The sequence below is a fragment of the Nocardia canadensis genome (assembly GCF_032656385.1).
Classification (GTDB): Bacteria; Actinomycetota; Actinomycetes; order Mycobacteriales; family Mycobacteriaceae; genus Nocardia; species Nocardia canadensis.
In genome coordinates this window covers 709,376-722,701 of record NZ_JAVCWB010000010.1, presented here as the reverse complement: position 1 = coordinate 722,701, position 13,326 = coordinate 709,376, and the positions used below count along the sequence as shown (strand labels likewise).

The window sequence follows — 13,326 nt, the reverse complement described above, 5'->3', positions numbered from 1 at the left end:
CCGCCCTGACAGCGTGACCGACGAGAAGGCCCCGCACCGTTGCCGGTGTGGGGCCTTCCCTCGTTCGTGGGGTCAGTGCGTGTGCGGCGCCCGCCCGGTCGAGACGTGCTTGGGGCCGTGCGCCTCGCCGCAGTGGCTGTCGTCGTCGGCGGCGCCGATCCCGATGACCGCGGGCCGAGCGTGGTCGACCTGCAAGGTGACGTGCTCGATGTGGTGCTCGTGGTCGAGCATGTGCGCGATGTCCTCGCGAACCGCGTGGCAGTCGTGCCCCGGCTGCACGAGCACGTGCGCCGAGAGGGCGGGGGAGCCGGAGGTGATCTCCCAGATGTGCAGGTCGTGCACCTCGGTCACGCCGTCGCGGGCGGCCATGTCGCGACCGACCTGCTCGGGGTCGAGGTAGTCGGGGGCGGCCTCGAGGAAGATCCGGCTCGACGCCCGGATCAGCCCGATGCCCGCCTTGATCATCAGCACGACCACGATCAGGGTGGCGACGACGTCGGCCTGCACCCAGCCCGTGAGGATGATGACCAGGCCGGCCACGGCGGTCGCGATGAAGGCGAACAGGTCGTTGAGGATGTGCTGGTAGGCGCCCTCGACATTGAGGCTGGTCCGGTCGGCGCGGCTGATCATCCAGGTCGCCAGCACATTGACCACGATGCCGACCAGCGCGGTGACCAGCACCAGCGTGCCGTGCACCTCCGGCGGCTCGAACAGCCTGCGAATCGCCTCGTAGCCCAGCCACAGCGCCAGCAGCAGCAGTGTCAGGCCGTTGGCCTGCGCCGAGAGGATCTCCACCCGCTTCCAGCCGAAGGTCATCCGGCCGGTGGCCGGGCGCTTGGCGAGGCGGATCGCCACCAGGGCCAGCACGATCGAGGCGGCGTCGGTGGTCATGTGCGCCGCGTCGGAGAGCAGTGCCAGCGAATCGGCCACGATGCCGACGATCACCTCACCGATCAGGAAGGTGACGATCACCGCCAGCGCCCCGGCCAGCCAGCGCTTGTCGCTGTCGGCCGACACCCCGTGGTCGTGTCCGTGTCCTGCGCCCATCGTGTTCACCTCTCCCTGCGGTTCGATCGGTCGCTATCGTATGCACACATCGCTATGTATGCAATTCGTTCTTGATCGGGGCGGTCCGAGCCGGGCATCATCGCAGGTCATCGGCCTGTGGGCTGCCCGTTGCTCCGGTCCGGATCCAGCCTAGGCCCGTGAGTGCCGCCGTGGGGAACCACCCGCGCGGCGCCGGAATCACTCTCGCGAGGGAGGCGCGGCGCGGCGTCACCGGTCAGACTGGATCGTCGTGGACCTGCTTCGGAAACCGCCGGAACCGATCGATGTGCTGATCGCCGTCATCGTGACGGTCGTGACCGTCGGGCCCGCCGTCGCCGCCGGTGCGGCGTGGTGGATCGTCGGCCTGTCGGCGTTGGCCTCGGTTCCGGTGTTGTGGCGGCGCCGGGCGCCACTGGCCACCTTGGCGGTGGTCGGACCCGCGATCACCGCGCTGTCGTGCGCGCACGCCATGCCCGTGTTGCCGTTCGGCACCGTCGTCTGCGTCTACACGATCGCCGCCTACTGCCCGGCGAGCCGGCGGCGCATCGCGTTCGTGCTGGTCGCGGCGGGAATCCTGGTCTCGCTGCTGGTACCGCATGAATCCGCCGACTCCTACGGTTACGCCGCGATGTCGTTCCTGACCGCCTGGGCGCTCGGCGCCGGGGCGCGGGCTCGCCAGGCCCAGATCGACGTTCTCGCCGAGCGGGCCCGCCGCCTCGACGAGGAACGGGCGAGCGCCGTGGCCAGGGAACGGCTGCGTATCGCCCGGGACATGCACGACGGCCTCGCCCACACCGTCGGCGCCATGATCCTGCGCGCCGAGACCGGCCCCCTGCTCGCGCACCCGACCGCCACCGACGCCGCCTTCGCCGCGATCGCCGACGACGGCCGCGCTGCCCTGCGCGAACTCCGGCACAGCATCGGCGCCCTGCGTGACAGCGACGACCTGCCGCACCCACTCGGCGTGGCCGCCGTCGCCGATCTCGTCGCGCGGGCCGAGCGCGCGGGATTGGCCGCGTACTACACCGAACACGGACCACGCGCGCCGATCGCGCCGCAGACCGAGGCCGCCGCCTACCGGATCGTGCAGGAGGCGCTCACCAACACCGGCAAGCACGCGCGGGCGAGCCGGGTCGACGTCGCGTTGTGCTGGTCGGCGGACCGGCTCGGGGTCAGCGTCGTCGACGACGGCACCGCCGCGCCACGATCGGACGCCACCGGCTTCGGCTTGCTCGGGATGCGCGAGCGCGTGCACGCCTGCGGCGGCGTACTCCGTGCGGGGCCGACCGCGACCGGCTACGCCGTCGACGCCGAACTGCCACTGACACCGGGGAAGTGAGCATGCGGGTCCTCGTCGTCGACGATCAGGAACTGTTCCGCACCGGCTTCCGGCTGATCCTGGCAGCCGAACCCGACATCGAGGTCGTGGGTGAAGCCGCCGACGGCACCGACGCCGTTGCGGCGGCACGACGGCTGCGGCCCGACGTCGTGGTGATGGATCTGCGGATGCCCCGGCTCGACGGTGTCGCCGCCACCGCCCGGATCTGCGCGGCCGGCGACGCGAAAGTCCTGGTATTGACCATGTTCGACATGGACGACTACGTCTACGCGGCCCTGCGAGCGGGTGCGAGCGGGTTCCTCCTCAAGGACGCTCGCCGCACCGAACTCGTCAACGCGGTCCGCGTCGTCGCGGCGGGGGAGGCCTTGCTCGCCCCGTCGGTGACCCGCCGCCTGATCGCCGAGATCGCGCGCACCCGTCGACCGGATGCCACACCCCACCTGGCGGCCCTCACCGCCCGCGAACGCGACATCCTGCGCGAGCTCGCCGCGGGCCGATCCAACGCGGAACTGGCCGCGCGCCTGGTCGTCACCGAGCACACCGTGAAAACCCATGTCAGCTCGGTCCTGGCGAAACTCGGATTGCGCGACCGGGCGCAGGCGGTGGTGTTCGCCTACGAATCCGGGATGGTGGCGCCGGGCGACAACGGGCTGCCGGGACGCTGACCTCCCTCGCGCGAGGGAGGCGAGACCGCTCGCCCGGGTGATGTGCGCGGGGCCGGTTGCCACCCACCATCGAGCGGTGACGTTCTCGACGAAAAGATCTGTCCACGTAGGTATCTGGTGCGCTGCCACGGCGCTGTCGGCAGGGTTGTGGGCGGTGGGAACCGGCCTGCATCCGATCCCGCTGGTCGCGTTTCTCGCGCCACTACCGGTGCTGTGGACGGCGCCGCGTTATCCCGCCTGGGCTGTGGGCGCGGCGGCCGTGCTGTCGTGGCTCGGCGGAACTACCCGCTACTGGCCGTATTTCGTCCGGACGCTGGAACAACCGCTGACCGCCGCCGCCATACTGCTCGGCGGCAGTGCCATCGCCTACGGGGCGTGTGTCCTGCTGTTCCGCACGCTGCTCGCGCGCCGGCGAATCGGACTCGCCGCGCTCGCCTTCCCCGCCGCCTGGACCTGCGCGGAATACCTGCACCGCCTGGTCGGCGGGGTCGGCGCGTGGTGGAGCATCGGCTACTCCCAGGCCGAGGTGGGACCGATCGTGCGGATCGCGGCGGTCACCGGCGTCGCGGGGATCAGCTTCCTGGTGCTGGCCGTGCCCGCCGTCGTCGCGGCCGTGACGGTGCCGGGAGAGCGAACCGCGTGCCCGCACCCGACTGCCGATGCCGTGGCGACGCCGAAAACGGTGACGATCGATGGTGCTGCCGGTACCGCGCATCAGGGGCGAAACATGTGCCGAAGCCGCCCTCTCGGAGGCGACGCCCGGGCTGTGTCATCGGTGCGAAAGACGGTGCGGTGCTGGACCTTCGGTGTCGCGGTGGTGCTGATTCTCGGGGTCGGCGGGGCCGGTGCGTGGTACTCGGCCGCCGAGGGGCCTGTCGTCCGGGTCGCGGTCGTCGCGCTGGCGCAGCCGCCGATGTACGTTCCCGTCGATTCCGCACCCGGCGCGGCGATGATCGCCGAGGCGGTGACGATGGTCGGGCGCGCGGCCGATCAGGGCGCGCAGGTCGTCGTGTTCACCGAGAAGGCCTGGCATGCCACCCGATCCGACATCGCCCTGCTGAGCGGACCACTCGACGAAGTCGCCACGCGGCGCGGAATACACGTGGTGGTCGGGTCGGAACTGGAGCACCCTGACGGCAACGTCAATGCCGCCATCGCCTATCCGGGTGACATCGTTTACGCGAAGCGGTATCTGGTGCCCGGCCTGGAAGCCGGCTTGCGGGCAGGCCGGAGCGTGGTGCCGGTACCCGGTCGGCCATGGGCACTCGCGATCTGCGCCGATCTCGACCACCCCGACCTCGTCCGCGAGAACCGCGCGAACGGAGCGACCCTGCTGCTCGCCCCGGCCCTCGACTTCACCGTCGACCATTGGCTGCACAGCCGCATGGCCGTCGTGCGAGCCGTCGAGTCGGGCATCGCCATCGCCCGACCCGCGCAACTCGGCGAACTGGTCGGGGTCGACGCGCGCGGCCGGATCGCCGTCGCGGTCGAAACCGACATCACTGAAACCCGAATGGCCCTAGCCGATCTCGGCACCAGCCAGGGCCCCACGCCGTACGGCCGGTGGGGCGACTGGTTCGGCGTGCCGACCCTCACGATCATGTCGCTCGGCGTGTTGGTCGCCCTACGCCGGCCGGCTACGGCCGCCAGCCGGTAGCCGCCAGCCAGGACGGCAGGTCCTGCACACCGGGGTGGGCGACGCGCAGCGCGGCCAGGTTGAGCGGTTCGTCGGGCCGCTCGTTGAAATACGCGAACATCTTGCCCACCTGCTCGTCGAAGGCCCGCACCGCCTCGATCGGCACCTGCACGCTGCGCGCGGGCAACCCGGCCACCGCGCCGAAGACCTCGGCGATCTGCGGCGGGGTCAGCCGATCACCGGCGATCGGCAGCGTGCGGCCCAGGTACTCCTCGCGGTGGGTCAGGGCGAGCGCGGCGAAGGCGCCGATATCCCGAACCGAGATCAGCGAGATCGGGATATCCTCGCGCACCGCGAGATTCACCAGCAGCGTGCCGGAATCGTCGAGCACCGGACGATTGAAGGACCGGAAGTTGTCCATGAAGAACACCGGCCGCAGGATCGTCGCCGGGACGCCCTGCGCGTCGATGTACTCCTCGAGGTGTGTCTTCGCGGCGTAGTACTCCACCCCCGAGTCCTCCCCGGCGCCCCGCAGCGAGCTGTACACGAGATGGTCGATCCCGCTGTCGCGCGCCAGATCGATCACCAGCTCACCCCGCCGCCGCTCGGCGGCGATCCCGGCCGCGGTGATGTGGACCCCCTCCATCATCGTGAGCATCAGGAACACGCTGTCGCTGCCGTCCAGCGCGGCCTTCACGCTGCCCGGATCGTCGAGATCGCCCACCACCAGTTCGGCACCCTCGGCGCGCAGCGCCAGCGCACCCGCCGATTCCGGATCGCGCACGAACGCCCTGACCCGCCGTCCTCGTTCGAGCAGCGCCGCCGCGGTCGCCCGCCCCTGCTGCCCGGTGGCACCGATCACCAGTACCGGCCCGTTGTCGTCACTCATCGTCGTACTCCCTTGTCCCGGCTGATCTTTCGCGATCACCTCTCGACTACGACGCTAAGCCGCCGACGCCTCGCGGTCCTGGCACCGATACTGCTACCCAGAACATCACTGTTCGCCGAGACACCGGGAGCGTCATGAGCGAAAATCGCCGCACCGAACTGGCCGCCTTCCTCACCACCCACCGCTCCCGCTTGCGGCCCGCCGACGTCGGTCTGCCCGAGGACCTGATCCCGGGCCGCCGCAGAACCCCGGGCTTGCGCCGCGAAGAGGTCGCCGAACTGGCCGGGGTGAGATGTCGGTTACACACTCCTCGGAGCCCGAGCACGAGAGGAGAAGACAAGGTCACCTCTCCCGTCCGCGAATAGGCCGGTGCCCCATCGGTATCACCGAGTCCATCTGAGCATCCTGTAATGCCGATGTCAGCGCCTTGACGGCACAGCGCAACCTTCACGACACAGGGGCGTCTTCGTGCGCATGCGAAAAGGTGAACGGCGACCTCGAAGCGGGCGTGTGAGCGCAGCGGCATGGCAACCGCTCAGATCGATGTCGAGTCGCGCAGATCCTCGACCCGAACAGGTTCATGGTTCACGAAAACCACTGCCACGCCGTAGGGTTCGCAGATCGGCAACCCACCCTCGGCGAAGCGCAGGAGCCATTCGATTCCATCGTAAAAGTTGAGCTGGGGGCGGTCGACCGGGAAGGTCGTGGGATCGAACCGCTCGAATCGACGCACGCCCGCGGGTGTCGAACCGAAGGACGCGGGGTCGGCGATCAGCTCGGTGTGAAGGAATCGCAGGCCGACTAGCAGGTAGTGGTCCATGTCGCCCAGCACCGTCGCGATGAGCGCCGAATCGGCGGACCGCCCCTCTGGGAGAAGTACATTCACCTCGACCGGATCGTCGAACAGGCTGCTGCTGATCGCGGCCGGTGGAGACCAGATGCTCTCGCCTTCGGGCCCTGGTTGAGCTGTGAACGGTCCGATGCCTGCGATGAACACGACGCCATCATAGGGACCGCGCGAGGTGGACTGGCCTACTGCACCGAATGTCCGCTCATGGCGCTGGGCGCGCGGTCACGAACGTCCGCATCTGCCGATTACCGCGCATCATGGTGTCGTCGGAGCCGATCCATGATCGCTCTGGATCAGTTGAATTGTGGTGTTGAGGTGGATGTGTGGGCGGAACATTTGAGCGTAGGGGCGGTGCGGTTTGCGCGGCCCACGGCACGGCTCGATGATGTGATCGCGTTCTACCGCGAGGATCTGGGATTGGCCGTGCTGGCGCAGTGGTATGACCACGACGGGTACGACGGGGTTGTGTTCGGACTGCCAGGGGCGGGGGTGCAACTGGAGATTACCCAACATGGGGCACCGCCAGTGATTCCACCGCCTCGTCCGGAGAACCAACTGGTGCTGTATTTGCCAGGGGAGCAAGCACTTCGGGCCGTGGTAGATCGGCTAGCCGGACGCGGTCACCAACCGGTCGCACCCGCAAATCCATATTGGGCACGAGGCGGCGCGGTGCTGTTCGCCGATCCGGACGGTTGGCTCGTGGTCCTGATGCCGCAGGTGTTCGGCAAGCAGACCAGGACCGGGTAGAGCAGCATCAGAAAGGTCGGAATTGGACCGAGGACTCTGAGAAGAACATCCGCATCTGGCGCCTGCCGTGCGACCGGCCAGCCTCTCTCCGTGGGGCTCAGCGTACGCGCCGCCCTGATCGGCCGACCGGCTCGGTGGTCGCTGAGGGAGGAATTCCAAAGTGTTCTTTGCGCTGCTCAGTCGACGTGACGTATGTAGGGTGCACATCTGGCTGGGGTGAGATGTCGGTTACACAGCCTTAAGGCGCAGCCGAGTCCGGCAACACCAGGCCGGGATTCAGCGAACCAATTGCAGTAGCTGCGAGTGCCGGAGTGCGGAGAGTCAGAAGAACCCGCACGGCTTACACCAGGTGAATAGCGGCTGCACCGGAAGCCCCATGTGGCTACAGCGAAGCGACTTCGTCGTAGAAGGTGGAGGGTACTGCCTGGCGGGAGACCTCAGCGCGGACAGTAGCAAGGAACTGCTCAAATCCTTGACGAGCAGCGACACGGGCCAAGCCCAGTCGCTTGTGCTGTGTTGACGGTTCTTCGAATCCTCAAACAACTGACTAAGGGTTCTGTCGAGGCGGGTGGCGGCCAGCGCAGCCTCCGGAGTGCCATAGATCCAGACACCGCTGAGCGCGTTGTGCCACACGTGGTTGTCGGTCGCGAGGATGCCATCGTCTGCTGTGTTGGCTAGGGCGATCTGTTGGATGGTGTCGTAACTGGTACGGAAAGCGGCAGCGAGCTGCTGGTAACTGTCGGCGCGCTTATCCCGCCGCCAGCGGGTTGCTTCGGTGCGATGGTCCCAGAGGCGGCCGATCACGATGCCGAGGACGGCAGCGCACGCTGCCAGTAGCGCGGCAGTCATCAGGAGCCCCATCGCTGTTCAGTGATCTCAGCCGACTCGCGCCCGGTTGTCGGGAGGGTCTGTGCAGAGTGAAACACTCTTACAGGGGCCGGGGGAAGGTTGAGCTCCCTACGCGCCGCGTTGACGAACTGTTCGAAAACAGCCCCTGCTGGCTGGCGCGCCTGGTCCCACTCGGCGCGGTCTTGAATCTGCCGGTCGGTTGCGGCGGAGAACAAGGCCCCGAGGGCTTCGTCGAGATCAGTGACCGCGACGACGACGTCAGTCGACCCGTGGAGCCACACGGCGGCTACCGCGCTGTCCCAGGCCGCGAACCCGCCCGAACGGGTGTGCTCGATCAGGGCTTGAAACGCTGCTGCGTCGGTATCGGTCAGGGCGACTACACGAATCGCTTCGTAGGTGGTTTGGAACTGTTCGATGACGCGCTGATAGCTAGCGGTCTTCTGATCGCGGCGCCAGCGAGTCGATTCGGATCGTATATCCCACAATCGCCCGACCATGACGCCGACCAAGCGAGCCAACGCAGCGAAGAATGCTGCCGTCATTGCTCCCCCCAACCGACCCCGCTGCGCGAGGGATCAGGGCTAGTCTACGGCCATCGTGCAGCAATGCCAGGCAGCTGTCGCCAGGAAGCGTTCTGCACCAACGATTCTCACTCCTCGATGAGCGCAGCCTCGATCCAAGCATGGCGATCGTTCAGGAGCCACAACCAGGGCAGGCATACCCGTCCCGCCGAGCTGCCCCCGAGAAAGCGGGCGCAGCTAGCGTATTTCCACAGCACAGGCGATAGGTGGTGTAGAGGTCGTACCACTCTCCTGGGTAAGATATCGGCCACACATTCATTGACGGCTGTCACCTATGTGGCGTCTCAGTGCGGGCGTTCACCTGTGGAACAGCAGGAGTCGTATGGAGCGCCGTAGGCGGCAAAGTACCCGAAGGATGCGGGTATGAACGGCCGTGACAGCGCAGACCGAGTAATCTTGGTCGGCGTTTCATCCTTCACCTGCGCCGTGGTCGATCACTCTGTCCCCGTGCGAGCGGGGATGAATCCGCGACTGCGGTCGGCGTGCGGAGGCTGAGGTGCACCCAGGTATGGGTGAGCACCAAGGGCGCGGTCACAGGCAGCAGATCGACGCGACTTCGGGAGGCCTTGCAGCGTAGGATCTCTCAAGGTGACGGTGACGGCACGCGGGCAAGCCACGCAGGCGTGGGGAGTCTTGGCCTGGCCGTATCGTCCGGAATCAGCTACGCGGCAGGTGCTGTACACGTCTCCATGACTGGGGACTGCGAATGGGGGAGGGAAGCGCCGGGTGGGGAACTCGTTTGAGCGAGGAAATATCTTCGCCGGATACGAAATCGAGTACCTGCTCGGCTCGGGTGGAATGGGTGAGGTATACCTGGCACAGGATCGCGACCTTCCCCGCAAGATTGCGCTCAAGGTCTTGCCCGCGCTCGCGAGTATCGATCCAGCTTCCAGGAAAAGGTTCGAACGCGAGGCGCATGCTGTTGCGGCGCTTACACATCCCAACATTGTTGCCATTCACGCAGGCGGGGAAGAGCGGGGTCGGCCGTGGATCGCGATGGCGTACATCGATGGAAGCGATCTTGATGCCGAACTTCAACGAGGTCCGATCGCACCGGAGCGCGCGGTCTCGATAGTTTCTGACATCGCCGAAGCGCTCGATCACGCACATGACCGCGGGTTTCTTCACCGGGATGTGAAACCGGCGAATGTGCTGTTGACGAGCGGCCGCCGGGAGCGGGCAATCCTCGGGGATTTCGGTATCGCGAAGAGTTTCGATGAGACGAGCCGGCTGACTGGCACATCCAACATGATCGCGTCCATCCGATATGCGGCACCGGAGAGGTTTGATCCACAGGCGACAGTTGACAATCGTTCCGACGTATATTCCCTCGGATGCGTGCTGTTCCAATTGCTCACCGGCTCCTTGCCATACGACGGAGATATATGGCAGATCATTGCAGCCCGTGCGACTGGTTCTGTGCCGAGAGTTAGTGCCCAAAATGCGTCTATAGCGACCGGATTCGATGACGTTATTGATCAAGCTCTTGCGAAGGATGCGGGCGGGCGCTTCGAATCTTGCTCGCAGCTGGCCACCGCTGCCCTTCGGGCGCTCGAAGCGCAGCCGAAGCCGCCGCACCGACTTGAAGAGATCCAGCAAGCATGGCAGGAAATCAAGTCCGCCACCCGCCCATATGGAAGCACGCTCCTGGCTTTGCTATCTGGAGCTTCGTTGGTCAGGCTTGAAGGGTGGACCATCGTACTAACCCATCCGAGCCCACCCCTGATGCAGAGGTTAGAAACACCCCGGAACCGTGCAGGACTACTGGCTGCGATCCGGTTGGTACTGGGCAGCACTGACTACGAATTTCGGTGGGAAGCGCAAGCGGCCAATTCCCGTCGGTAGCTGGTTCGCGCTGAGGAAGGCGCCATTGTGCATACTGGGTGCTCTGTTGATTGATCGGTAGGCAGAACGATTGCGCGACGACGTCAAGTCTGCCCGCACTGACCACCGATCTGGCGATTGAAAGAGGCAATCACGCACCAGTTCCGGCCGCAAGTAGTGCAGAGCAGGGAAACCTGGCCGGGGTGAGTCTCACCTGGTACACGTGGCTGGAGCAGGGCCGCAAGATCACCGCGAGCCCGCAGGTGGTCGACGCGCTGGCCCGAGCGCTGCGCCTGGAACCCGTGCAGCACAGACAGTTGCGCAGACTCGCGGGTCTCGCCGACCCGGTGGTGACCTACCGCGCCACCGATCAGCTCTCGCGTCTGCAGCGTCTGGTCGACGAGATGTGGCCGACTCCGGCCGTGGTGCACGACGCCTGCCTGGACTTCGTCGTGTGGAACAGCGCGTTCCGCCGGATCCGCACCGATCCGTCCGCCCTGGCACCCGAGCGCCGGAATCTGCTGTGGTGGATGTACACCGACGAGCGCAACCGAGCCATGATGCGCGGCTGGGAAGCCGCCGCGCGGGCGATCCTGAGCCAGTTCCGGGTGCTGGTCGGCAACAGCCCCGGCGACCAACGCCTGACCCGCGTGGTCACCGAATTGAGCGCCGCCAGTGCCGAATTCCGCACCTGGTGGTCGGAGTATCCGGTACAGGACTTCCAGCCCGCCGTCCTCGACATCGACCATCCCGAGATGGGGCCGATCGCCCTCGAGCTGTTCCAGCTGCGGCTGGTCGAGAACCCGGAACTGCTCCTCGTCGCGCAGTTGCCCGCCACCGCCGAGGATCGTGAACTGATCCGCACCTACCTGAACGGTTGACGCGAATCCGCCGGCGCTGTCCGTGCCCTGGTCCTGTGGGTGGGTGGGCTCAGGATCACGTGAACGTCATTGCCGTGAAGGAGTTCTCGTGCGTCGAGGTTGTCCGAGCGGGGTGCAAGATGGGTGGATCGACGTCCACGCAACGGAAGGCCACATGACACAGTCACCGATGCTGTCCGCGATCCAGATCGTCGCGGAGCGTGTGCTGCTGCGCAAGGCGCGTGACACCGATCGGGAAGGGCTCATAGAGCTGCAGACCGACCCGGATGTCTGGACCTTCCTCGGGGAGCCGCGGCGGCGGGAGGATGTCGAACGACGCATCGACGCGATCGGCGGAGCGGCCAACGCGACCGCGACTCCGGGCCACTTCGTCATCGCCGACAAGGTCACCGATGAGCTGATCGGCACCTTCGAACTCAAACGGCGCGCCGCCGACGAGCCCGGCCACGTCACCGACGACGGTGGGGAACTGGAACTGGGCTACCTGCTGCGGCGTCGCGCCTGGGGCGCGGGCCTGGCGTCCGAAGCGGCCCGCGCCGTGTTGCGCGCTGCCGCGGATGAACTCCCGGACCAGCCCGTCCTCATCGCGACCCGGTCGGCCAACGTTCGCTCGCGCGGACTCGCCGCTCGCCTGGGATTTCAGGTGGTCGGCACTTTCGAATGGTTCGGTGCCGAGCAGACCCTGTGCACGGCCGCCTTGCACTCGTTCCGGGCCTGAACTGCCGGCGCGGCCTGCCGACCGGCGTCGGGTGTTTGTACTCCGCGATCAGTCGTCCTGCTCGGGCCAGGCGTCCTCGACGATCACCCGTCCCGCTTCGTAGCGCTCGGCGACCGCCGAGCACGGGTAGGTCGGCCAGTACGACACCGCGCCGGTCGCCTTGTCGATGACGTACACCGAACCGCCGATCGGCAGTGGCCGATCCACGGGCGCGTGTAGCGGCCGGACCTCGTAGACGACGAAGCCGCCGGCGAATTCGACGATGTGCCGGTCGGTGGCCGGGATCGGGGGTGGTAGATGGTCGGCCGCGATGCGGGTGGCCTCGGCCCGGTCGACCGGCGTCTGCGCGTCGGTCGGATATGCATGGATGTCCACGTTTTCTCGCTCCCTCGCCGCGATTGTCGTCGCCGATCCCCGCTCGCGCCAGGGAATGGGTGGAAAAGGGCGAGCCCGGCGGCCCTGCTCCCCCCTCCTGGAGCAGGCCCTGGCCGGGCTCGCGAAACGAGTGTCGCGTGCGGGGCCAGCAGGATTCTGAAGAGTGGCTTAACGCCGGCGTTGTCATCGGGGCGATGCGCGGCGATACCCCCATATGAAGGACAACTCCTGCGGTGCGCACTGCGCGCGCCTGTGTACCCCCGACGGGCTGGCCGAGGTGCTGGCCACCGACCGTGGCCTGCTGCACTGGCGGGCGATGCGCAGTCTGGGAGATCCCGGCCTGGCCGAGCACGCGGTGCAGGAGACCCTGCTGCGTGGCTGGCGGTCGTGTCGTGACTTCGACGCGCGCAAGGGCAGCGTGCGGACCTGGCTGCTGGCGATCGAGCGCAACGTCGTCGTCGACATCGTGCGGGCGCGCGCCGCCCGGCCCGGTGACGTCGGCTGGGACGACATCACCGAGGTCGCCTGCATCGGCAGGCCGGATTTCGCCGACGGGCTGGTCGACGGGTTGCTGGTCGATCAGCTGCTGGCCCGACTGCCCGAGCCGCAGCGGGCCGCGGTCGTCGAGGTGATCCTGCACGATCGCGGCTACCGGGAGGTGGCCGCGGATTTCGGGGTGCCGGTGGGGACGGTGAAGACCCGCGTGCACTACGCGCTGCGCTCGCTGCGGCAATTGCCCGAGGTTGCCTGATCGGGTCGACATCGCCCGCGATCTGGGCATTTGACCAGCGTTAACCTGCGCTTTCCTCTCGTCACATTTCGGTAACGGTGCTTGCTCTGTGGTTGCTCACGTTGCAAGAGTGAACCACTGGGTTTGGTGTTACCAATGGGAAGGGAGGGGTGCTCCGTTCCGGGGCACCGACCG

At 67.1% G+C, this 13,326-nt stretch carries 15 protein-coding genes; 9 read left to right on the top strand and 6 right to left on the bottom strand.

Features of this window, described 5'->3' with window-relative positions; genetic code table 11:
* Positions 1 to 72: 72 nt before the first annotated feature.
* Complete coding sequence (locus Q7X29_RS26805; protein ID WP_316575732.1) at positions 73 to 1,047, bottom strand: cation diffusion facilitator family transporter; 975 nt, start codon at positions 1,045 to 1,047, stop codon at positions 73 to 75.
* Positions 1,048 to 1,297: 250 nt separating this feature from the next.
* Between Q7X29_RS26805 and Q7X29_RS26800 the strand changes: the two genes are divergently transcribed.
* The 3 genes from Q7X29_RS26800 (at position 1,298) to Q7X29_RS26790 (ending at position 4,708) form a co-directional block, all read left to right on the top strand.
* Complete coding sequence (locus Q7X29_RS26800) at positions 1,298 to 2,386, top strand: sensor histidine kinase (protein ID WP_316575731.1); 1,089 nt, start codon at positions 1,298 to 1,300, stop codon at positions 2,384 to 2,386.
* A complete protein-coding gene (locus Q7X29_RS26795) occupies positions 2,383 to 3,051 on the top strand; it encodes a response regulator transcription factor (RefSeq protein WP_308248393.1) in 669 nt (222 codons plus the stop codon). Before Q7X29_RS26800 ends, Q7X29_RS26795 begins: the two co-directional genes overlap by 4 nt.
* 154 nt (positions 3,052 to 3,205) lie before the next feature.
* Complete coding sequence (locus tag Q7X29_RS26790; protein ID WP_316575730.1) at positions 3,206 to 4,708, top strand: nitrilase-related carbon-nitrogen hydrolase; 1,503 nt, start codon at positions 3,206 to 3,208, stop codon at positions 4,706 to 4,708.
* Here Q7X29_RS26790 and Q7X29_RS26785 read toward each other — a convergent pair.
* Positions 4,689 to 5,576, bottom strand: coding sequence for an NmrA/HSCARG family protein (locus tag Q7X29_RS26785; protein WP_316575729.1), 888 nt, complete (start codon positions 5,574 to 5,576; stop codon positions 4,689 to 4,691). The two genes, Q7X29_RS26790 and Q7X29_RS26785, sit on opposite strands and share 20 nt — an antisense overlap.
* Positions 5,577 to 5,710: 134 nt before the next feature.
* Here Q7X29_RS26785 and Q7X29_RS26780 point away from each other — a divergent pair, with 134 nt between their 5' ends.
* Positions 5,711 to 5,941 (top strand): hypothetical protein, encoded by a 231-nt coding sequence (locus Q7X29_RS26780; RefSeq protein ID WP_394358740.1) that lies wholly within the window; start codon positions 5,711 to 5,713, stop codon positions 5,939 to 5,941.
* A 170-nt stretch (positions 5,942 to 6,111) separates the two neighbouring features.
* Here Q7X29_RS26780 and Q7X29_RS26775 read toward each other — a convergent pair whose 3' ends face one another.
* On the bottom strand, positions 6,112 to 6,573 hold the full coding sequence (locus Q7X29_RS26775) for a hypothetical protein (protein ID WP_316575728.1): 462 nt from the start codon (positions 6,571 to 6,573) through the stop codon (positions 6,112 to 6,114).
* A gap of 132 nt (positions 6,574 to 6,705) precedes the next feature.
* Between Q7X29_RS26775 and Q7X29_RS26770 the strand changes: the two genes are divergently transcribed.
* A complete protein-coding gene (locus Q7X29_RS26770; RefSeq protein ID WP_316575727.1) occupies positions 6,706 to 7,173 on the top strand; it encodes a VOC family protein in 468 nt (155 codons plus the stop codon).
* Between the two features lie 321 nt (positions 7,174 to 7,494).
* Here Q7X29_RS26770 and Q7X29_RS26765 read toward each other — a convergent pair whose 3' ends face one another.
* Both Q7X29_RS26765 and Q7X29_RS26760 read right to left on the bottom strand, forming a co-directional pair.
* Positions 7,495 to 8,022 carry a hypothetical protein gene (locus tag Q7X29_RS26765; protein WP_316575726.1) on the bottom strand — a complete coding sequence of 176 codons (528 nt, stop codon included), beginning with the start codon at positions 8,020 to 8,022 and terminating at the stop codon, positions 7,495 to 7,497.
* Entirely contained in the window at positions 8,022 to 8,564 is a 543-nt protein-coding gene (locus Q7X29_RS26760) for a hypothetical protein (RefSeq protein WP_316575725.1), read from the bottom strand. Before Q7X29_RS26760 ends, Q7X29_RS26765 begins: the two co-directional genes overlap by 1 nt.
* A gap of 765 nt (positions 8,565 to 9,329) precedes the next feature.
* Here Q7X29_RS26760 and Q7X29_RS26755 point away from each other — a divergent pair.
* The 3 genes from Q7X29_RS26755 (at position 9,330) to Q7X29_RS26745 (ending at position 12,026) form a co-directional block, all read left to right on the top strand.
* Positions 9,330 to 10,448, top strand: a complete 1,119-nt coding sequence (locus Q7X29_RS26755) for a serine/threonine-protein kinase (RefSeq protein WP_316575724.1) — start codon at positions 9,330 to 9,332, stop codon at positions 10,446 to 10,448.
* A gap of 50 nt (positions 10,449 to 10,498) precedes the next feature.
* A complete protein-coding gene (locus Q7X29_RS26750) occupies positions 10,499 to 11,308 on the top strand; it encodes a helix-turn-helix transcriptional regulator (RefSeq protein WP_316575723.1) in 810 nt (269 codons plus the stop codon).
* A gap of 154 nt (positions 11,309 to 11,462) precedes the next feature.
* Complete coding sequence (locus tag Q7X29_RS26745) at positions 11,463 to 12,026, top strand: GNAT family N-acetyltransferase (protein ID WP_316575722.1); 564 nt, start codon at positions 11,463 to 11,465, stop codon at positions 12,024 to 12,026.
* A gap of 48 nt (positions 12,027 to 12,074) precedes the next feature.
* Here the strand turns inward: Q7X29_RS26745 and Q7X29_RS26740 are convergent, their stop codons facing one another.
* On the bottom strand, positions 12,075 to 12,401 hold the full coding sequence (locus Q7X29_RS26740) for a hypothetical protein (RefSeq protein WP_316575721.1): 327 nt from the start codon (positions 12,399 to 12,401) through the stop codon (positions 12,075 to 12,077).
* A 214-nt stretch (positions 12,402 to 12,615) separates the two neighbouring features.
* Between Q7X29_RS26740 and Q7X29_RS26735 the strand changes: the two genes are divergently transcribed.
* Complete coding sequence (locus Q7X29_RS26735; protein WP_218717022.1) at positions 12,616 to 13,152, top strand: sigma-70 family RNA polymerase sigma factor; 537 nt, start codon at positions 12,616 to 12,618, stop codon at positions 13,150 to 13,152.
* The last annotated feature ends 174 nt before the right edge of the window (positions 13,153 to 13,326 follow it).

Bases quoted from the DNA above. Each gene is read 5' to 3' on its own strand.
- Q7X29_RS26805 (WP_316575732.1), bottom strand. From the start codon at position 1,047: ATGGGCGCAGGACACGGACACGACCACGGGGTGTCGGCCGACAGCGAC.
- Q7X29_RS26785 (WP_316575729.1), bottom strand. From the start codon at position 5,576: ATGAGTGACGACAACGGGCCGGTACTGGTGATCGGTGCCACCGGGCAG.
- Q7X29_RS26780 (WP_394358740.1), top strand. From the start codon at position 5,711: ATGAGCGAAAATCGCCGCACCGAACTGGCCGCCTTCCTCACCACCCAC.
- Q7X29_RS26770 (WP_316575727.1), top strand. From the start codon at position 6,706: ATGATCGCTCTGGATCAGTTGAATTGTGGTGTTGAGGTGGATGTGTGG.
- Q7X29_RS26765 (WP_316575726.1), bottom strand. From the start codon at position 8,022: ATGACTGCCGCGCTACTGGCAGCGTGCGCTGCCGTCCTCGGCATCGTG.
- Q7X29_RS26760 (WP_316575725.1), bottom strand. From the start codon at position 8,564: ATGACGGCAGCATTCTTCGCTGCGTTGGCTCGCTTGGTCGGCGTCATG.
- Q7X29_RS26745 (WP_316575722.1), top strand. From the start codon at position 11,463: ATGACACAGTCACCGATGCTGTCCGCGATCCAGATCGTCGCGGAGCGT.
- Q7X29_RS26735 (WP_218717022.1), top strand. From the start codon at position 12,616: ATGAAGGACAACTCCTGCGGTGCGCACTGCGCGCGCCTGTGTACCCCC.